At 41.8% G+C, this 20,895-nt stretch carries 18 protein-coding genes; 17 read left to right on the top strand and 1 reads right to left on the bottom strand.

What is annotated here, in order from left to right:
* The first annotated feature begins 90 nt into the window (after nucleotides 1-90).
* The 7 genes from ABVJ71_RS12555 (at nucleotide 91) to pyrG (ending at nucleotide 9,752) form a co-directional block, all read left to right on the top strand.
* Nucleotides 91-2,202, top strand: a complete 2,112-nt coding sequence (locus ABVJ71_RS12555; protein ID WP_353854309.1) for a heterodisulfide reductase-related iron-sulfur binding cluster — start codon at nucleotides 91-93, stop codon at nucleotides 2,200-2,202.
* Between the two features lie 103 nt (nucleotides 2,203-2,305).
* Entirely contained in the window at nucleotides 2,306-3,481 is a 1,176-nt protein-coding gene (locus tag ABVJ71_RS12560; protein WP_353854310.1) for an acetyl-CoA C-acetyltransferase, read from the top strand.
* A gap of 20 nt (nucleotides 3,482-3,501) precedes the next feature.
* Entirely contained in the window at nucleotides 3,502-4,365 is an 864-nt protein-coding gene (locus ABVJ71_RS12565) for a 3-hydroxybutyryl-CoA dehydrogenase (RefSeq protein WP_353854311.1), read from the top strand.
* Between the two features lie 11 nt (nucleotides 4,366-4,376).
* Nucleotides 4,377-5,492, top strand: a complete 1,116-nt coding sequence (locus tag ABVJ71_RS12570; protein WP_353854312.1) for an acyl-CoA dehydrogenase family protein — start codon at nucleotides 4,377-4,379, stop codon at nucleotides 5,490-5,492.
* A gap of 10 nt (nucleotides 5,493-5,502) precedes the next feature.
* Nucleotides 5,503-6,645 carry an acyl-CoA dehydrogenase gene (locus ABVJ71_RS12575; protein WP_353854313.1) on the top strand — a complete coding sequence of 381 codons (1,143 nt, stop codon included), beginning with the start codon at nucleotides 5,503-5,505 and terminating at the stop codon, nucleotides 6,643-6,645.
* A 735-nt stretch (nucleotides 6,646-7,380) separates the two neighbouring features.
* Nucleotides 7,381-7,905: a DNA-directed RNA polymerase subunit delta gene (gene rpoE / locus ABVJ71_RS12580; protein ID WP_353854314.1), complete on the top strand. Its 525-nt coding sequence runs from the start codon at nucleotides 7,381-7,383 to the stop codon at nucleotides 7,903-7,905.
* A 239-nt stretch (nucleotides 7,906-8,144) separates the two neighbouring features.
* A complete protein-coding gene (gene pyrG, locus ABVJ71_RS12585; RefSeq protein WP_353854315.1) occupies nucleotides 8,145-9,752 on the top strand; it encodes a glutamine hydrolyzing CTP synthase in 1,608 nt (535 codons plus the stop codon).
* A 41-nt stretch (nucleotides 9,753-9,793) separates the two neighbouring features.
* On the opposite strand, the gene ABVJ71_RS12590 is transcribed toward pyrG, so the two are convergent.
* Nucleotides 9,794-10,324, bottom strand: a complete 531-nt coding sequence (locus ABVJ71_RS12590; RefSeq protein ID WP_353854316.1) for a DUF2529 domain-containing protein — start codon at nucleotides 10,322-10,324, stop codon at nucleotides 9,794-9,796.
* Nucleotides 10,325-10,514: 190 nt separating this feature from the next.
* Between ABVJ71_RS12590 and ABVJ71_RS12595 the strand changes: the two genes are divergently transcribed.
* The 10 genes from ABVJ71_RS12595 (at nucleotide 10,515) to ABVJ71_RS12640 (ending at nucleotide 20,890) form a co-directional block, all read left to right on the top strand.
* Nucleotides 10,515-10,889 carry a response regulator gene (locus ABVJ71_RS12595; RefSeq protein WP_003214681.1) on the top strand — a complete coding sequence of 125 codons (375 nt, stop codon included), beginning with the start codon at nucleotides 10,515-10,517 and terminating at the stop codon, nucleotides 10,887-10,889.
* A 170-nt stretch (nucleotides 10,890-11,059) separates the two neighbouring features.
* Nucleotides 11,060-11,917 (top strand): class II fructose-bisphosphate aldolase, encoded by an 858-nt coding sequence (locus ABVJ71_RS12600; RefSeq protein WP_353854317.1) that lies wholly within the window; start codon nucleotides 11,060-11,062, stop codon nucleotides 11,915-11,917.
* A gap of 111 nt (nucleotides 11,918-12,028) precedes the next feature.
* Nucleotides 12,029-12,667 (top strand): fructose-6-phosphate aldolase, encoded by a 639-nt coding sequence (fsa, locus tag ABVJ71_RS12605; protein WP_353854318.1) that lies wholly within the window; start codon nucleotides 12,029-12,031, stop codon nucleotides 12,665-12,667.
* 248 nt (nucleotides 12,668-12,915) lie between these two features.
* Nucleotides 12,916-14,205: a UDP-N-acetylglucosamine 1-carboxyvinyltransferase gene (locus ABVJ71_RS12610; RefSeq protein ID WP_353854319.1), complete on the top strand. Its 1,290-nt coding sequence runs from the start codon at nucleotides 12,916-12,918 to the stop codon at nucleotides 14,203-14,205.
* 32 nt (nucleotides 14,206-14,237) lie between these two features.
* Nucleotides 14,238-15,203: a class II fructose-bisphosphatase gene (gene glpX / locus ABVJ71_RS12615; protein WP_353854320.1), complete on the top strand. Its 966-nt coding sequence runs from the start codon at nucleotides 14,238-14,240 to the stop codon at nucleotides 15,201-15,203.
* 362 nt (nucleotides 15,204-15,565) lie between these two features.
* Nucleotides 15,566-16,849, top strand: coding sequence for a transcription termination factor Rho (gene rho, locus ABVJ71_RS12620; protein WP_353856658.1), 1,284 nt, complete (start codon nucleotides 15,566-15,568; stop codon nucleotides 16,847-16,849).
* Nucleotides 16,850-16,979: 130 nt separating this feature from the next.
* Nucleotides 16,980-17,180, top strand: coding sequence for a 50S ribosomal protein L31 (gene rpmE / locus ABVJ71_RS12625; RefSeq protein WP_003215407.1), 201 nt, complete (start codon nucleotides 16,980-16,982; stop codon nucleotides 17,178-17,180).
* A gap of 87 nt (nucleotides 17,181-17,267) precedes the next feature.
* Nucleotides 17,268-17,870 (top strand): thymidine kinase, encoded by a 603-nt coding sequence (locus ABVJ71_RS12630; RefSeq protein ID WP_353856659.1) that lies wholly within the window; start codon nucleotides 17,268-17,270, stop codon nucleotides 17,868-17,870.
* 273 nt (nucleotides 17,871-18,143) lie between these two features.
* Nucleotides 18,144-19,844 carry an oxaloacetate-decarboxylating malate dehydrogenase gene (malS, locus tag ABVJ71_RS12635; protein ID WP_353854321.1) on the top strand — a complete coding sequence of 567 codons (1,701 nt, stop codon included), beginning with the start codon at nucleotides 18,144-18,146 and terminating at the stop codon, nucleotides 19,842-19,844.
* Between the two features lie 89 nt (nucleotides 19,845-19,933).
* Nucleotides 19,934-20,890: an AEC family transporter gene (locus ABVJ71_RS12640; RefSeq protein ID WP_353854322.1), complete on the top strand. Its 957-nt coding sequence runs from the start codon at nucleotides 19,934-19,936 to the stop codon at nucleotides 20,888-20,890.
* The last annotated feature ends 5 nt before the right edge of the window (nucleotides 20,891-20,895 follow it).

The following is a 20,895-nucleotide window of genomic DNA, read 5'->3' on the forward strand; positions in this document are numbered from 1 at the left end:
TTGACTGAATACTCATTCATTATTTATGATAGAGGTACAACATGGAAACGGAACAAAGAGGTTTTTGGGGAATGAAAGGGGGAGGGCAAGATGGATAGCCTTTTAATTGTTAATTTTATCGCATTTGCGGCGGTGACCGCTTACGCTGTTTATTTGTTTATTTATCTCATTCGAACACGTACGGCGTATATTCGCCTTGGCAAAAAGGAAGAGTTTCAAAAGGACTTAAAGAAACGCTTCAAACGTGTATGGGTCAATGTGTTTGGGCAAAAGAAGCTGTTAAAGGATAAAAAGAGCGGTATCATACATGTGCTGTTTTTCTATGGGTTTATTCTTGTTCAGTTTGGTGCTCTTGATTTTATTATGAAGGGGCTCGTTCCAGATAGCGGGCTACCGTTAGGCTCACTGTATGGTGTCTTTACTTTCTTCCAAGAGATCGTCACGCTCCTAATTTTAGTAGCAGTTGTTTGGGCGTTTCATAGAAGGTATGTGGAGAAGCTTGTACGCTTAAAACGAGGCTTTAAGTCAGGTCTTGTGCTTTTGTTTATTGGTGGTTTGATGCTGACTGTATTACTTGGAAATGGCATGAATATCATCTGGCATGGGCATTCACTATCATCAACCGAGCCAATTGCTTCAAGCATTGCCTTCTTGTTCAGTGGGCTGTCACCAATGACCGCTGCCGTTGTTTTTTATATCGCATGGTGGGTGCACCTTCTGATATTGCTTACTTTTTTAGTTTATGTTCCGCAGTCAAAACATGCCCACCTCATTGCAGGGCCAGTTAACGTGTTTGTCAGCAGGTTGGACCCGCCAGGCAAGCTGAAAAAAATTGATTTTGAAGATGAGACACAAGAGACCTTTGGTGTTGGGAAAATTGAGGATTTTAGACAATCTCAACTGATTGATCTTTACGCTTGTGTTGAATGTGGACGCTGCACAAATATGTGTCCGGCGACTGGAACAGGTAAGATGCTCTCACCAATGGATTTAATATTAAAATTAAGAGACCATTTGACGAATAAAGGAGCTGCTATTACATCCAAGACACCTTGGGTACCGCAGCTTGCCTTCAGGCAGACAACAGGTAACCAATTGGCAATGCAGGCAAGAGGAGCTGGAGCGGAAGAATCAGCAGCAGGAATTCTATATCATCCGTCTCTCATTGGTGAGGTGATGACAGAAGAAGAGATATGGGCTTGTACGACATGCCGGAACTGTGAAGATCAATGCCCTGTCATGAATGAACATGTTGATAAAATTATTGATATGCGCAGATATCTTGTACTCACAGAAGGGAAAATGGATGCAGATGCACAGCGTGCGATGACGAGCATCGAGCGTCAAGGAAACCCTTGGGGGCTGAATCGGAAAGAAAGGGAAAACTGGCGTGATCTTAGAGAAGATGTGTATGTGCCAACAGTGAAAGAACTGAAAAAAGAAGATAAAACTTTTGACTACTTATTCTGGGTTGGCTCAATGGGTGCGTATGACAATAGAAGCCAAAAGATTGCGCTCGCCTTTGCAAAACTGCTCAATAAAGCAGGGGTCTCCTTTGCCATCTTAGGCAATAAAGAGAAAAACTCAGGTGATACACCAAGAAGGCTTGGGAATGAATTTTTGTTTCAAGAGCTCGCGACGAAGAACATTGAAGAATTTCAGAAAAATGGCGTCAAGAAGATCGTAACGATTGATCCACACGCTTATAATGTATTTAAAAATGAATATCCAGACTTCGGGCTTGATGCAGAAGTGTACCATCATACAGAATTGCTTGCAGAACTTGTCAAACAAGGAAAATTAACGCCTGTACATGAAGTGAATGAAGTGATTACCTTTCACGATTCTTGCTATCTTGGCAGGTATAACGAGGTATATGATCCACCAAGAGATATTTTAAAAGCCATTCCTGGTGTGACGCTGAAAGAGATGGAGCGTCATCGTGAAACAGGGATGTGCTGTGGTGCTGGTGGAGGCTTAATGTGGATGGAAGAGGAGACAGGAACTCGCATTAATACAGCGCGTACCGAGCAGGCCTTGCAAGTCAAACCATCCATTATCAGCTCCGGTTGCCCATATTGTTTGACGATGCTTGGGGATGGGACAAAAGCGAAGGAAGTAGAAGAGCAAGTTGATACATTTGACGTTGCTGAGATTCTTGAAAAATCAGTATTTGGTGAGACCAAGACACAAGCTTCATAAAGATGACATGCCGATGAATGCCATGTTCGTCGGCATGTACTAGGTGTCTATAACAAACGGTTTGACTTGAATGTAAGCGGTAACAAATTGGAGGGAGAAACGATTGAGCAGAACTGTTATCGTAGCTGGAGCGAGAACGCCATTTGGAAAACTGGGAGGATCTTTAAGTAGTTTCACTGCCGCTGAATTAGGAGGGATGGCCATAAAGTCTACATTGGAAAAAGCCTCAGGTTCTCACGAGATAGATGAGATCATCATGGGAAGTGTGCTTCAAGGAGGTCAAGGGCAAATTCCTTCAAGGCAAGCGGCAAGATATGCTGATATTCCATGGTCAGTTCCAACGCAAACGATCAATAAAGTGTGTGCTTCTGGAATGCGTAGTGTGAGTGTAGCCGACCAAATCATTCGAGCTGGAGATGCACAAGTGATTGTGGCAGGCGGAATGGAGTCGATGTCTCATGCACCCTATCTTCTTAAAAAAGCAAGATGGGGCTACAAAATGGGAGATGATGCTGTGGAAGACGCTATGATTTCAGATGGATTAACCTGTTCATTTACAGGTGTTCATATGGGCGAATATGGAAGTCATGCAGCGAAGGAACTTGGGATTACGCGAGAAGAACAGGATCTATGGGCGCTCAGAAGTCATGAGCGAGCTGTCGAAGCTCATAGGAGCGGTTTTTTCCAGAATGAAATCACCCCAGTCACGGTCAAGACTAAAAAAGGGGATCAATTCATGGCAGCAGATGAATCACCTCGGCGTGATACGTCATATGAAAGATTATCAAAGCTCATGCCTGTTTTTGATGCGAGCGGCACAATCACAGCTGGGAACGCACCTGGTGTCAATGATGGTGCATGTGCCCTCCTTTTAATGCAGGACACATATGCAGCACATCACGGTGAAAAACCAATGGCCGTCGTGCTTGGGCATGCACAGGTGGCACTAGAGGCAAAGGATTTCCCGAAAACCCCAGCTCTTGCAATCGAAAAGGTCTTACAGAAAACAGGAAAACGTTTAGAGGATATTGATTTGTTTGAAATCAATGAGGCCTTTTCTGCTGTAGTTTTGGCATGTGAGAAAATACTGGCGCTAGACCGGCGTAAAATAAACATCAACGGAGGGGCAGTAGCACTCGGTCATCCGATCGGAGCAAGTGGAACGCGCATGATACTGACCTTAATTCATGCATTGAAACAAAGAGGAGGCGGCATTGGTATCGGAGCCATTTGCAGTGGGGGCGGTCAAGGGGATGCATTGATGATTCAGGTGGAATAAAAGAGGAGGGGGTTATGATCATGAGTACAGAAGAGACCGTCATGGTCGTCGGTGCTGGTCAAATGGGAACAGGGATTGCACAAGTATTTGCACAGTCTGGTTATACCGTCCTGCTCCATGATGTAGCAGAAGAACAGGTCCATAGAGCCATTTCTTCCATGACCAAACAACTGACGAAGCGGGCGGAAAAAGGAAAAGTGGCACATCAAGCAGTCCGTGAGATCACGCAACGGCTTGCGGTCTCCACAGATTTAAAGGATGTAAAGCAGGCTCATATGGTGATTGAAGCTGCGTCAGAGCAAATGATCGTAAAAAAACAAATTTTTGAAACCCTTGATCAATATGCAGAGGATCAGGCGATATTTGCGACCAATACCTCTTCCTTGTCGATCACAGAATTAGCAGCAGTCACAAAAAGACCAGAGCAAGTCATTGGCATGCACTTTATGAATCCTGTCCCTGTCATGAAGCTTGTTGAGGTGATCCGAGCGTTGCAAACAAATGATCAAACCTATCAGATCGTTTGTGAAACAGCCAAAAAACTAGACAAAACACCGATTGAAGTAGAAGACTTTCCGGGTTTTATTTCAAATCGTATTTTGATGCCGATGATTAATGAAGCCATTTACGCCCTTTATGAAGGGGTGGCAGATGCAGAAAGTATTGATGGCATCATGACACTTGGCATGAATCATCCAATGGGTCCGCTTCGTCTCGCCGATTTAATCGGGCTTGATACATGTTTATTTATTATGAATACTCTTCACGAGGGGCTGGGGGATAGTAAATATCGACCTTGCCCACTCCTTAAAAAATATGTGAATGCGGGCTGGCTTGGCAAAAAGACAAAGAGAGGTTTTTACACATACCACGATCTCTCATAGGGGGAGTCAAGATGGATGTTTTACTAACAGAAAAACAGCGTCTTTGGAGAGAACAGGTAGCGGAGTTTGCACATCAATATGTATTCCCTGAAATAGAGAACATGGAAAAAGGCCGATTTCCTAGAAAACTTTTAACTGATATGAGTAAGCAAGGTTTCCTAGGTATTCCAATCCCTTCCGCATATCATGGATTAGGAGCAGATTTTACAACCTATATTATTGCCATTCACGAACTGTCTAAAGTGAATGCGGCCATTGGTGTCATCGTTTCAGTTCATACATCCGTTGTGACAATGCCCATTTTAGCATTTGGCACGAGCCGGCAAAAAGAGTCATATGTTCCGTTGCTTGCTACTGGGCAGAAGCTGGGTGCATTCTGTCTGACAGAGCCTACGGCTGGGTCAGATGCTTCAAGTATTCTGCTAAGGGCGGAGCGATCAGACGAACATTATGTGTTAAATGGGACGAAGATTTTTATCACAAGTGGAGGAGAAGCAGATGTGTACCTTGTGTTTGCAGTGACGGACCCCTCTTCGACTAAAAAGAATATATCGGCTTTCATTGTTGAGAAAGGCACGCCAGGATTTACTGTTGGAAAAGATGAGAAAAAGATGGGACTTCATGGATCAAAAACAGTGACGCTTCATTTTGATGGGGTGCGCATCCCGAAGGAGCAGTTGCTCGGCGTTGAGGGAGAAGGCTTTCAAATTGCCATGTCGAGCTTAAATGCGGGGAGAATCGGCATCGCAGCACAAAGTCTTGGCATTGCAGAAGCAGCATTGACCGAGGCAGTATCTTATCTAAAGCAGCATCCAGCCGGGATTGAGACGACCATTCGCCTTGGCGATATGGCGGCTAAATGGGAAGCGGCTAAGCTGCTTGTCTATCAGGCCGCATCTTATAAACAAGCGAATCGACCGGTCACAAAGGAGGCTTCGATGGCAAAATTATTTGCTTCCAAAGCGGCGGTCGAGATCAGTACAGAGGCCATCCATTTGCTTGGCATGGCGGGTTATACAAACAGATACAAGGCAGAACGCTATTTTCGTGATGCGAAGATTTGTGAAATATATGAAGGAACAAGTGAAATTCAAAGGCTAGTCATTTGTAAACAGCTAATGAAATGAGGTGCCGCGTATGCAGTTCCAATTAAGCGATGAACATGAAATGATACAAAAAATGGTGAGAGACTTTGCAAAAAATGAAGTAGAGCCAACAGCAGCAGAGCGAGACGAGACAGAAACTTACGATCCAACCATTTTTCGTAAGATGGCGGAGCTTGGGTTAACAGGGATTCCTTGGCCAGAGGAAGTTGGCGGTATCGGTAGTGATTATTTGGCATATGTGATTGCTATTGAGGAGCTCTCAAGGGTATGCGCCTCCACTGGTGTAACACTGTCCGCACACACATCACTTGCCTCGTGGCCCATCTATTCATTTGGAACAGATGAGCAAAAGGAGAAGTACTTAAAGCCGCTGGCAGAGGGGCAAAAGGTAGGGGCATATGCACTGACTGAAAGTGGTTCCGGATCGGATGCCGGCGGTATGAAGACAACAGCGGTGAAAGTAGGAGACGAATACGTATTAAACGGTGCGAAGATATTTATTACAAATGGTGGGATTGCAGATTTTTATATTGTGTTTGCAGTGACAGACCCAGAGGCAAACTCTCGGAATATCACTGCCTTTATTGTAGAAAAAGAGACGCCAGGTTTTTCCGTTGGCAAAAAGGAAAGTAAACTTGGTATACGTTCCTCTCCAACGACTGAAATTGTTTTTGAAGAATGTCGTCTTCATGAAGAGAATCGCCTCGGTCAAGAAGGGGAAGGCTTCAAAATCGCAATGATGACGCTGGACGGTGGAAGAAATGGAATTGCTGCACAGGCTGTCGGGATTGCTCAAGGTGCACTCGATGCAGCGGTTACCTATGCAAAAGAGCGCCGACAATTTGGAAAGCCAATCATTCAGTTGCAAGGTATCGCTTTCAAATTAGCAGATATGGCTACAGCCATTGAGGCTGCAAGGTTGCTCACATATCAGGCGGCGTGGCTTGAATCAAATGGCCTTCCTTATGGAAAGGAATCAGCCATGTCCAAACTCTTTGCTGGTGATACAGCCATGAAGGTGACAACAGAAGCGGTTCAGATCTTTGGCGGGTACGGCTATACAAAGGATTATCCAGTTGAACGCTACATGCGTGATGCGAAAATCACGCAAATCTATGAAGGAACGCAGGAAATACAGCGGCTTGTTATCTCAAGGAAACTGCTAGATATTTAGAAAATGAGCACAGACCACCTCAATCAAGGTGGTCTATTTCAATCGGTTTCTATGGGCTGAGTAATACGGTGAAAAGGTAACTGGCTGTTTCGACTTCATCCACTCTTGGCAAACACAAAACAGACAAAAGATTCCATAATCAAATTTTTAAAGAAGAATAGTAATCAGAAAGAATTGATTGTGCTTTAAATCCTGTGCTGATGCTTTGAACCGCATATCTGCATAAAGACAAACCATCCCAAATACGATCAAGTGAATAGGGTGAGGATGAAGTATATTTTCTTACCTTTAGGTGCGATTCGGTTAACCACCTTACTCGTAGATGGTCCAACAATCCACATCTTAATTTAATTCGATCAACCTCTCAAAATTAGTCACTTCACATCAAATTGATGTAAGTGAACAAAATGTGAAGCAACTATACTCCACTTGAAAATAGATAAAGAGGCTTGAAACACTCGTTATCATTTATCAGAAATGGGGTTGGATAGAAGACAAGTAAAAAGGCACATTTGAAGTGTTCTCACATGCAATTCGACCTAAAACTGAACAAATGATGGACATCTCGATTCTCCTCATGAGAAAAAATCAAAATTTAACTACGATAAAGGTGGCATAAACTCCCCTCATTTGTTTATAATGAGAGGTATGGTTTGTCGTCAGAATAAGGTATAAATACTTATTATTTCACTGATAAATGGATACATACATGTAATAGAAAGGGAGTGTCTGACCTTGAGTTTGAAAGAATACTCACAGGAACAGCTCAAACAAATGTCTTTAGTTGAACTTGCTTATGAAATTTTCAGAGACAGTAAAACACCGATTACGTTTACAGAGTTAATAGATGAAATGGTTCGTTTGCAAGGGATACAAAAATCTGATCTCAATGATCGACTTGCTCAATTTTATACAGACTTAAATATAGATGGTCGTTTTATTTCGCTTGGTGATCAGAGATGGGGACTTCGTAGCTGGTATCCAGTTGATCAAATCGAAGAAGAAGTTCAGCCAGCCGTTAAAACAAAAGCGAAAAAGAAAAAAGTAAAAGCTGCAGTCATTGAAGAAGACTTTGATGATTTAGAAGAAGAAATCGACGAGCTTGAAGAAGATATTGACCTTCTTGACGACGATGAAGATCTAGAGTTAGATGATGAAGAAATCGATGAAGAGCTAGATGAATTCGACGACGATGAAGATGATGACGACTTAACTGAAATTGACGAAGATAATTTAGAGGACGAAGAGGAAGAGAAATAAACCTCATAAACCGACCGTCACAACTGGACAAAACCGTCTTGACTTTCGAGAGCGAACTATGTAGTATGTATTTTGGGCTCTCTAAAAAAAGAGTACGTCAAGATACGTTCATTTACGCTCCCTTTCATTTATTTGAAAGGGAGCTTTCTTATTTTTCAAAAAAGTTAGGGATACAATTTAATTGGATGAAGCTGTGCATGTCTAGTCATGCAAGGGTAAAAAAGAGAGGAGTATACGAAATGACAAAGTATATTTTTGTAACAGGAGGAGTGGTTTCCTCACTTGGAAAAGGGATCACGGCTGCATCATTAGGTCGCCTTTTGAAAAACAGAGGGCTGGATGTGACCATTCAAAAATTCGATCCTTATATAAATGTAGACCCAGGGACAATGAGTCCATACCAGCACGGAGAGGTTTTTGTCACAGATGATGGTGCTGAAACCGACCTTGATTTAGGTCACTACGAGCGTTTTATTGATATTAACTTAAATAAGTACAGCAACGTGACGACTGGTAAAATCTATTCAACTGTTCTGAAGAAGGAGCGCCGCGGTGACTATTTAGGCGGTACGGTTCAGGTGATTCCCCACATTACAAATGAAATCAAAGACCGTGTATACCGTGCAGGTAAAGAAACCGGTGCAGATGTCGTGATTACAGAGATCGGTGGTACAGTTGGAGATATTGAATCTCTTCCATTCCTTGAAGCGATTCGTCAGATGAAGAGTGATATTGGTCGTGAAAATGTTATGTATATTCACTGTACCCTTGTCCCTTATATCCGTGCAGCAGGTGAGCTCAAAACAAAGCCGACACAGCACAGTGTAAAAGAATTGCGCAGTCTTGGTATTCAGCCAAACGTCATTGTTGTGAGAACAGAAATGCCAATGACACAAGATATGAAGGATAAAATTGCACTATTTTGTGACATTGATACAAAAGCCGTCATTGAATGTCAGGATGCAGATACACTCTATTCCATTCCGCTTGATTTGCAAAAGCAGGGATTGGACAAGCTTGTATGTGAGTACATGAAGCTCGATTGCAAAGATGCGGACATGACTGAGTGGAAGGCACTTGTAGACAAAGTACAGAACCTTTCAAAACAAGTAACAATTGGCCTTGTCGGAAAGTATGTTGAATTGCAGGATGCGTATATCTCTGTCGTAGAATCACTTCGTCATGCAGGTTATGCGTTTGATGCCGATGTCCACATCAAATGGATTAATGCAGAAGAAGTAACAGCAGATAATATAGCTGATTTAGCACATGATGCAGACGGTATTATCGTACCTGGCGGCTTCGGAGATCGCGGAGTTGAAGGGAAAATCATTGCGACACAATATGCTCGTGAAAACAAAGTGCCGTTCTTCGGTATTTGCTTAGGTATGCAAGTCGCGTCTATCGAATATGCAAGAAATGTGTTAGGTTTTGAGGGAGCACATTCAGCGGAAATTGATCCAGAAACGAAGTTCCCAATTATCGACCTTCTTCCAGAACAAAAGGATGTAGAAGATCTCGGCGGAACACTCCGTCTTGGACTATACCCTTGTAAATTAAGTGAAGAGACAAAAGCATTTGCTGCATACAATGATGAAGTGGTATACGAACGTCACCGTCACCGCTATGAATTCAACAACGAATACAGACAACAAATGGAAGCAGCAGGATTTGTTTTCTCTGGTACAAGCCCAGACGGACGCCTTGTTGAAATTATCGAGCTAAAGGATCATCCGTGGTTCCTTGCCTCTCAGTTCCACCCAGAATTCACTTCAAGACCAACAAGACCACAGCCGTTATTTAGAGACTTCGTAGGTGCTTCACTGCAAGCAGCCGAATCAAAATAAAACAAAAAACTGCCGAGATGATCATGTTCTCGGCAGTTTTTTTATTCGTATTCTTCTATGATTTCTTTAACAGTAAAAGAAAGTGCGTGGTACACGTATAAGCATGTCATCAAAGCAGGATAACCGAACCGTGTTCCATCCTCAGCAGGTACAAGTGGTTTTTTGAGCTGGAAATCAATGTGGACATCACAATGTTCCTCAATCGTTGACGGTTCTGTTTGTGATGGTCCCACACCTACAATCGGTATACCTTGTGCATAAAGCTCTTTGACAAGTGATTTAATTTCCTCGTCTTCTGGATCGGAATAAAAAAGGAGCACCCTGTCACCTGCATGGAGTGAGGCACGTTCTTTTTGATCATGGGGAAGCACGTTGGCACTCGGAAATGGTTCCTTGCTTTCGGATGCTTCTATGGCCACAGCCGCTAGTTCGTGCTTACCGTAAAAATAAACAGAATGTCCACTCACCACGGCCTGGGCAAGAAGGCGTGCACCGTCTTCAATAGATTCTGCTTCCTTTTCTCCAATACGTGAAAAAATACCCGATAACTGGGTTGTAAAAATTTTTAACAAGACTCATTTCCTCCTTCGGTCAGATCATTTTATAATAGAATCTCAAGAGAATATTAGGAAAAATGCTCAGAAAATCTCAGAAAATGTCGTAAAGTAAACTATTATAAATAAAGGAAATGTGAAAATCAAACAGAATTATTTAACAACTGCTCTTTTTATGACGAAAAATGAAAGCAATGGGGTGTAACGGATGAATGAGAAAATTTTAATTGTCGACGATCAGTACGGTATTAGAATATTGCTGAATGAAGTGTTTCATAAAGAAGGCTATCAAACTTTCCAAGCAGCGAATGGACTTCAGGCGTTAGATATTGTGAAAAACCATAGACCGAACCTCGTCCTGCTTGATATGAAAATACCCGGAATGGATGGAATTGAGATTTTAAAACGCATGAAATTAATTGATGAAGATATTCGCGTCATCATTATGACAGCGTATGGTGAACTGGACATGATCCAAGAGTCAAAAGAACTTGGCGCACTTACTCATTTTGCAAAACCATTTGATATTGATGAAATCAGAGATGCTGTAAAAGAATATTTGCCGCTTGAAACAAATGGTTAGATGGAAATGATTGAATCGATTCATTCTGTTGCCGATTTGTCGAATAATTGGTATTCTAGATAAGAAGAAGAAAGCGATCTAAGTGTACATATGACGAGAAATTCTGGTCATGCTAGGGTGGAGAGCTTTTTTTAGTAAGCAAATTAGCTACATAGGGAGGATTTTTCATCATGCCTTTAGTTTCAATGACAGAAATGTTGAAAGATGCAAAAGAAAAAGGTTATGCTGTCGGACAGTTTAACTTAAATAACTTAGAATTTACGCAAGCGATTTTACAAGCTGCTGAAGCTGAGAAGTCTCCAGTCATCTTAGGAGTATCAGAAGGAGCAGGACGCTACATGGGTGGCTTCAAAACAGTTGTCGCTATGGTGAAAGCGTTAATTGAAGAATATAATGTAACAGTTCCTGTTGCGATTCATTTAGATCACGGTTCAAGCTTTGAATCTTGTGCGAAAGCGATCCATGCAGGATTTACTTCTGTTATGATTGATGCTTCACACCATCCATTTGAAGAGAATGTGGAAATAACTGCAAAAGTAGTAGAACTTGCACATATCCACGGTGTATCTGTAGAAGCTGAGCTTGGAACTGTTGGCGGACAAGAAGATGACGTGATCGCTGATGGTGTTATTTATGCTGATCCAAAAGAATGTCAAGAGCTTGTAGAACGTACTGGCATTGACTGTCTTGCGCCTGCACTAGGCTCTGTGCATGGTCCATACAAAGGTGAACCAAACCTTGGTTTCGCTGAAATGGAAGAAATTGGAAAAACAACTGGTCTTCCGCTTGTTCTTCATGGCGGAACAGGCATCCCAACTGCTGATATCAAGCGTGCAATCTCACTTGGTACAGCAAAAATCAATGTCAACACTGAAAACCAAATTGCTTCTGCAAAAGCAGTTCGCGAAACACTTGCTGCAAAAACAGAAGAGTATGATCCACGTAAATATCTTGGACCAGCTCGTGACGCAATTAAAGCGACTGTTATCGGCAAAATGCGCGAATTTGGTTCTTCTAACCAAGCATAATTTGATGAGAACCGAGAGCCGCCTGAGTCACAGGCGGTTTTCTCCATATCTTGAGAAAGCGCAAACAAATTTACATGTCAGACAATTTATTGATAGGAGAGTGGCACTGTTATGTTATTTTTCGTAGACACAGCTAATATTGCAGATATCAAAGAGGCACATGAACTTGGTATTTTAGCAGGTGTAACAACAAACCCTAGTTTAGTAGCGAAAGAAAAGGGCGTCTCATTCCATGATCGTCTCCGTGAAATCACTGATGTGGTTTCAGGTTCTGTCAGCGCTGAAGTCATATCCTTAAAAGCAGAGGAAATGATTGAAGAAGGTAAAGAGCTTGCTGCCATTGCCCCAAACATTACAGTCAAAATTCCAATGACAACGGACGGTCTTAAGGCAGTCAAAGCCTTAACGGATCTTGGCATTAAAACGAACGTTACCTTGATCTTTAATGCGAATCAGGCATTGCTTGCAGCTAGAGCTGGTGCGACATACGTTTCTCCATTCCTTGGTCGTTTAGATGACATTGGTCACAATGGTCTTGATCTCATTAGCGAAGTGAAAACCATCTTTGATGTTCATGGATTAGATACACAAATTATTGCTGCATCCATTCGTCACCCACAGCATGTGACAGAAGCCGCTTTAAGAGGTGCTCATATTGGCACAATGCCACTGAAAGTCATTAAGCAACTGACAAAACACCCGTTAACGGATGCAGGCATTGAACAATTTTTAGCAGATTGGAATAAATAAGTGATTGTGGCAGGCGGAAAAAGTCTTCCGTTTGCCGCAGTTTCTTGCGAAAACGCTAAGAAATGTTTTGTGCAAAGAAGAGAACATCACAGCCTCGCAAAGCTTCGATTATTTTTCTTCCGACAAATTTCGTTTAACCTGTATTCTTTCTTTAGATATTGGCTAAATTTTGGACAAGACCTTTTTAAGCGCGACATCCACAATCAATATAACTCCAACAGTGATCTTCTTTAAGAAGGGAGATAAATATGGAAAAGTTAAACATTGCCGGCGGTGATCCCCTTCGCGGAACCGTACATATTAGTGGTGCAAAAAATAGTGCTGTTGCACTGATTCCTGCCACGATTCTCGCTGATTCCCCAGTCACAATTGAGGGCCTTCCGCATATTTCAGATATTTACACATTAAGAGATCTTTTAGAAGAAATCGGTGGGAAGGTCATATTTGAAAAGGGGGAAATGGTTGTCAATCCTGCAAATATGATTAGCATGCCGCTTCCAAATGGGAAAGTGAAAAAACTGCGTGCGTCCTATTATTTAATGGGTGCTATGCTTGGCAGGTTCAAACAAGCTGTCATTGGTTTGCCAGGAGGATGTCATCTAGGACCTAGGCCGATTGATCAGCATATCAAAGGCTTTGAAGCACTTGGGGCAGAAGTGACAAACGAGCAGGGTGCAATTTATTTACGTGCCGAAAAATTAGTCGGAGCCCGCATTTATCTTGATGTTGTCAGTGTAGGTGCGACCATCAATATTATGCTTGCTGCCGTGCTGGCTGAAGGAAAAACAGTCATAGAAAATGCCGCAAAGGAGCCTGAAATCATTGATGTGGCTACACTACTTGCAAGCATGGGAGCAAAAATCAAAGGGGCGGGTACAGATGTCATTCGTATTGAGGGTGTAGAATCTCTACACGGCTGCAAACATTCAATCATCCCTGACCGCATTGAAGCAGGTACATTTTTAATTGCTGGTGCTGCGATGGGGGATGAAGTTGTACTTGATAATGTCATACCAACTCATTTAGAATCAATTACGGCGAAACTTAGAGAGATGGGGTTCATAATTGAAACGAGCAACGATCAGATGCTGATTGTTGGGAAAAATGAAGGACTCAAGCCTGTCGATATCAAAACCCTTGTGTATCCAGGCTTTCCGACTGACCTCCAACAGCCGATGACGGCACTGTTAACAAAAGCGAAAGGCACAAGTGTGGTCACAGATACGATCTACTCTGCCCGTTTTAAGCACATTGACGAATTGCGCCGAATGGGTGCAAACATGAAAGTTGAGGGGAGATCTGCCATTATCACAGGACAAACACAGCTTCAAGGTGCAAAAGTAAAAGCGAGTGATTTGAGAGCGGGTGCTTGTCTAGTGGTTGCAGGATTAATGGCAGACGGTGTGACTGAAATCACAGGGCTTGAACATATTGACAGAGGATATAGTATGCTTGAGGAGAAGCTTGAAGGCTTGGGTGCAACCATCTGGCGTGAAAAGCTGAATGACCGAGAAATAGAAGAACTTCAAAATTCATAAGGCTTTGACTGTGAGAGGAGATTTGGACAAAAATGGAAAGAAGTTTATCAATGGAACTAGTACGGGTGACAGAAGCAGCCGCGTTGAAATCTGCCCGCTGGATGGGAAGAGGGAAGAAAGACGAAGCGGATGACGCTGCAACTAGTGCGATGCGTGATGTATTTGACACAATTCCAATGAAGGGAACAGTCGTCATCGGCGAGGGAGAAATGGACGAAGCACCAATGCTTTATATCGGGGAAAAGCTTGGGAACGGATATGGACCTCGCGTTGACGTAGCCGTTGACCCACTGGAAGGAACAAATATTGTGGCAAGCGGCGGCTGGAATGCATTAGCTGTTATCGCTGTTGCTGATCATGGCAACTTGCTGAATGCACCTGATATGTACATGGATAAAATCGCAGTTGGTCCAGAAGCGGTAGGCTGTATCGATATTGAAGCACCTGTCATTGATAATCTTCGCGCTGTTGCAAAAGCGAAAAACAAAGATATTGAAGATGTTGTTGCAACGATTCTAAACAGAGATCGACACGAGAAAATTATTGCAGAGCTGAGAGAAGCAGGAGCAAGAATTAAACTGATCGACGATGGTGACGTTGCAGGTGCTATTAATACAGCATTTGATCATACAGGTGTTGATATTCTATTTGGTTCAGGTGGAGCGCCAGAGGGTGTCCTTTCTGCTGTTGCATTAAAGGCACTTGGTGGTGAAATTCATGGTAAGCTTCTTCCTCAAAGTGAAGAAGAGATGAGACGCTGTGAGAAAATGGGTCTAGATGTTGGAAAAGTTTTACGAATGGAAGATCTCGTAAAAGGGGATGACGCCATTTTTGCAGCTACCGGAGTGACAGATGGCGAGTTATTAAAAGGTGTACAATTTAAAGGGTCTGTTGGAACAACGCACAGTGTTGTCATGCGTGCGAAATCGGGTACTGTTCGATTCGTAGATGGCAGACACAGCTTAAAGAAAAAACCGAATCTTGTCATTCGTCCGTAAGAAAGCGGGTATCATTACCCGCTTTTCTATAGGTGTCAAATAAATATCATTTTCCTTTTAAAGTTGAATATTCTCTGCAAATGAGGTAAAACTAAAGAGTGCTGCGAAATTTTCTGCGAATTTACTTCTTTTAAGCTTCAACAAGTTTAAATACTGCCGCATCATGAGATATACTCATTACCCTTCTCTATGTTGACAAAGCTCTATTTCACATTGTTCCTATCTTCACGATATAACGAGTGGGAGCGTTACCATAAGAGCGAGGTCATTCCAACAAAAAGCGGAATTAAAAAGGCTAATCAAATACAATGTTCATGGATTTTGTAAAGAAATACATTGACTAGAAAAGTGTGGTGTCCATTTTGAAAGATGTGTCGATTTCATCTTTGGAAAATATGAAATTAAAAGAGCTGTATGAGCTAGCAAAACGGTATAAAATCTCTTATTACAGCAAACTAACAAAAAAAGAATTGATATTTGCCATTTTAAAGGCAAATGCTGAACAAGAGGATCTCTTATTTATGGAAGGGGTTCTTGAAATTATTCAGTCTGAAGGGTTTGGCTTTTTAAGACCGATTAACTACTCCCCAAGTTCTGAAGATATTTATATTTCTGCTTCACAAATCAGACGCTTTGATTTGCGAAATGGAGATAAGGTTTCTGGAAAGGTACGCCCTCCAAAAGAGAATGAACGCTACTATGGACTTCTTCATGTTGAAGCGGTAAATGGGGACGACCCAGAATCAGCTAAGGAACGTGTTCACTTTCCTGCACTCACACCGCTATTCCCAGATCGCCAAATGGTTCTTGAAACACAGCCTAATCACCTGTCCACTAGAATTATGGATATGATGGCGCCGGTTGGGTTTGGACAGCGCGGGTTAATCGTGGCGCCGCCGAAGGCAGGGAAAACCATTTTGCTTAAAGAAATTGCAAACAGCATTTCAGAAAATCACCCTGAGGCAGAATTGATTGTCCTTCTAATTGACGAACGCCCTGAGGAAGTAACAGATATCGAACGTTCTGTTGCAGGGGATGTTGTTAGCTCAACCTTTGACGAAGTACCGGAAAACCACATTAAAGTAGCAGAGCTTGTATTAGAGCGTGCGATGCGTCTTGTTGAGCATAAAAAAGACGTCATTATTTTAATGGACAGCATTACAAGGCTCGCTCGTGCATATAACCTTGTCATTCCACCAAGCGGAAGAACGCTTTCTGGCGGGATTGATCCGGCTGCTTTCCATCGTCCAAAACGTTTCTTTGGTGCTGCGCGTAACATCGAGGAAGGCGGAAGCTTGACCATTTTGGCAACAGCACTTGTTGAAACAGGATCACGTATGGATGATGTGATCTATGAGGAGTTTAAAGGAACGGGGAACATGGAACTCCATCTGGACCGCTCTCTTGCGGAAAGAAGAATTTTCCCTGCCATTGATATTCGCCGTTCTGGTACAAGAAAAGAAGAGCTGCTTGTTCCAAAAGAGCATCTTGATCGTCTATGGGCCATGAGAAAATCCATGTCTGATACACCTGACTTCGTTGAAAAATTCATGCGTAAAATGAAAAAAACGAAGACAAACCAAGAATTTTTTGATATCTTAACGCAAGAATGGAAACAAGCAAATATGTCTGCAACTAGAAGATAGATTCTTGAAAAAAAACCATTTGCAATCATAGACTCACACTGTTATAATTTTATCATGTGCGTTTCAGATTTATTCTGAGATAATAACTCTGTTTCCGAATTGGATTCAGGGCGGAAGGAGATGACAGTAGATGAAAACAGGAATTCATCCTAACTACAAAAAAGCTACAGTCAAATGCGCTTGTGGAAATGAGTTTGAAACTGGATCAGTAAAAGAAGAGGTACGCATCGAGATTTGCTCTGAGTGCCATCCTTTCTATACAGGCCGTCAAAAATTCGCTTCTGCTGATGGACGTGTTGACCGCTTTAATAAAAAATACGGTCTTAAGTAATAATAGATACAATAAACAGGCAGGAATCCGTTCTTGCCTGTTTTTTTACGTGGATTGATGGAATTTTATAATGGGGGAGAAGACCTTATGTATGTGATGAAACAAAGCGGTTGGCTTGAAGTCATCTGTGGTAGTATGTTTTCTGGAAAGTCGGAGGAATTGATTCGGAGAGCTAAAAGAGCCGTCTTTGCCAAACAAGAAGTTAAAATATTCAAACCAATGATTGATAACCGATATAGCACAAGTTCCGTTGTGTCACATAACGGTTCTTCAGTAGATGCAATTGCAGTTGCCTCACCAAAAGACATCATAACGCACATATCAGAAAAAACCGATGTCATTGGCATAGATGAGGTGCAATTTTTTGATGAGACAATCATTGACATTGTCACTCAATTGGCTGATAAAGGCTACCGAGTCATTGTTGCAGGCCTTGATCAAGACTTCAGAGGAGAGCCATTTGGTGTTGTTCCGCATTTAATGGCATGTGCAGAGCTTGTGACAAAACTTCAAGCAGTTTGTTCGGTATGCGGCTCCCCAGCGAGTAGAACACAACGCTTGATCGACGGTAAACCCGCATCCTATGATGATCCCATCATTCTAGTAGGTGCGCAGGAATCATATGAAGCACGATGCAGACATCACCATGAAGTACCAAGACTTGATGTTGGTACAACACTTGACAATTAAAAAAAAATGCCGCTGTGTTTTGTTTTTCGTGTTTTTGGCTTAACACCCATCATTTTTACTTAAATAAATTAAATAACGATATGAAAAAATTATCTAATTTTCAAAGCTTGCGTTTTAACATAAGCAGGCATAAAATGACTAACTGTAGTGTAAAGCATTTAAACGAAAAGTTCGATTTCTTGTCATAATTTTTTTGATGAAGGATTTTTCTCCTTAATCGTTCTTTGGATTAATAGTTAACCTTATTTATATTTTAGAAAGAGGGTAGTTTTGATGAACAACGTGAAGAAAACAAAAGAAGGTTACCTCGAAACCACTTTAACAGGTAAAGATGTATTATCAATTCCAACGTTGAACAAAGGTGTTGCTTTTTCAGAAGAAGAAAGACAAGAACTCGGACTAGAAGGCTTGCTTCCTCCAACTGTACTTACTTTAGAACAACAAGCAGAAAGAGCATATAAGCAATTTCTTGCTCAGCCAGACCGTCTACGTCAAAACGTATACTTAAGCGATTTACAAAACCGCAATGAAGTCTTGTTTTACAAACTGTTAACAGACAAGCTTCGCGAAATGCTGCCTGTTGTATACACACCAACTGTTGGTGAAGCGATTCAAGAATACAGCCATGAATACAGAAGACCTCATGGTGTCTATCTTTCAATCGACAACATTGATGGCATTGAGAAAGCATTTGAAAACTTACATGCAACAGCTGGCGATATCGACCTTATCGTTGCAACTGACTCTGAGAGCATTCTAGGAATTGGTGACTGGGGTGTTGGTGGTATAAACATTGCAATCGGTAAATTAGCGGTTTACACTGCAGCAGCAGGTATTGACCCAAGCCGTGTAATTCCGGTCGTATTAGATGTTGGAACAAACAACGAGAAATTATTGAATGATCCATTATACATCGGAAATCACCACAAACGAGTACAAGGTGAAAAGTACGAAGAATTTATTGATGCTTATGTGAAAACAGCACTCAAATTCTTCCCGAAAGCATTGCTACACTGGGAAGATCTTGGTAACAAAAATGCACGTAACATCATGAAAAAATACAACGATAACATCTTGACATTTAACGATGATATTCAAGGTACTGGTGCCATTACTTTAGCGGGAGTTCTTGCAGCTGTCAAGAAAACTGGTACACAATTGAAAGATCACCGTATTGTGATCTTCGGAGCAGGTTCAGCTGGTATCGGAATCGCAGATCAAATGCGTGACAAAATGGTACTTGAAGGTCTTACTGAAGAAGAAGCGAACAATGCATTCTGGACATTAGATTACAGAGGACTATTAACAGATCAATTTGAAGATGAAGTGCTTGATTTCCAAAAACCATATCTTCGTTCATCTGACGAAGTAGATGGCTGGGCACGTGACGAAAAAGGACAAATTTCCTTTGCAGAAACAGTTCGCCAAGTGAAGCCGACAATTTTAATCGGTACGTCAGGTCAAGGTGGAGCTTTCACAGAAGAGATCATCAAAGAAATGGCAGCTCATACAGAGCGTCCTGTTATTATGCCAATGTCTAACCCAACACCACTTGCTGAGGCAGTGCCAGAGGATATATTCAAATGGACAGACGGTCGTGCACTTGTTGCAACAGGTAGCCCATTTGAAAACGTTGTATACAACGGAATCGAACATGAAATTGGACAATCAAACAATGCGTTTGTCTTCCCAGGTCTTGGTCTTGGTTCAATCGTAACGGAGTCAAAAATCATCACAAAAGGAATGTTTGTGGCTTCTGCAAATGCAATTGCGGAAATGGTTGATTATGATCATCCAGGTGCTGGTCTACTGCCAAGTATTGATAAATTACAAGAAGTTTCAATTCAAGTTGCGATTGCTGTAGCTAAAGCAGCGATCGAAGATGGGGTAGCAAGAAAGACTCCAGATAATATCGAACAAGCTGTAAAAGATGCAATGTGGATTCCTGAATATAAGAAAATTGTAAGAGCATAATAAGGTAAGTGTGCGGTATTGTTTAGAATACCTAAACAATACCGCTATCAAAAGAAACATGTAAAGAGGATTTAAGGAGGAAAAGTAAGATGGACTTTTTAAATATTTTGGTCCTCCTAGCACCGATTTTTTTCGTTATCGCGCTGGGTTGGTTCGCAGGGCACTTCGGCAGCTATGACGTTAAATCTGCAAAAGGTGTAAGCACACTTGTGACAAAGTATGCTTTGCCAGCGCACTTTATCGCCAGCATTCTGTCTACCCCAAAAGATAAATTCTATAGTCAAATCCCATTTTTCGTTGCACTCATTTTAGGGATTCTCGGTTTTTATGTCATTATCCTATTTGTTACAAAGTTTGTTTTTAAATATGATTTAACAGATTCTTCTATATTCTCATTAAACTCAGCTCAACCGACCTTTGCATTCATGGGGATTCCGGTCTTAGGCAGTATATTTGGGGCTCAAGAAGTTGCAATTCCTATTGCGATTACCGGAATAGTTGTAAATGCATTGCTTGATCCAATTGCGATTATTGTTTCAACTGTCGGTGAAAAAACAAAAGGTAAAGTCAAAGAGGGCGAAAGCTTCTTAAAGATGACAACAAAGGCCATTTTGCACGGTTTGTCAGAGCCGCTAGCACTCGCGCCGCTTGTAAGTATCATTCTTGTTCTTCTAGGATTTAAACTTCCTGAAATTGGACATGACATGTTAGAAGAAATCGGAAGCGTTACATCAGGGGTTGCGCTATTTGCAGTCGGTGTTACTGTTGGTATCCGTAAGATTAAATTAAGCCTACCAGCATTTAGTATCGCATTGCTAAAAGTAGCTGTACAACCTATACTTATGTATTTTATCGCCATTCTTCTAGGTCTTTCAGCTGATGAAATCACAAAAGCTGTATTACTTGTTGCCTTCCCTGGTTCAGCAGTTGCGGCCATGATTGCTACAAGATTTGAAAAGCAGGAAGCAGAAACTGCATCCGCGTTTGTAATTAGTGCGATCTTGTCATTGATTACCTTACCAATTATTATTGCCCTGACCGTATAATAAAG

The sequence above is a fragment of the Bacillus sp. Bos-x628 genome, from assembly GCF_040500475.1.
Lineage (GTDB): Bacteria > Bacillota > Bacilli > Bacillales > Bacillaceae > Bacillus > Bacillus maqinnsis.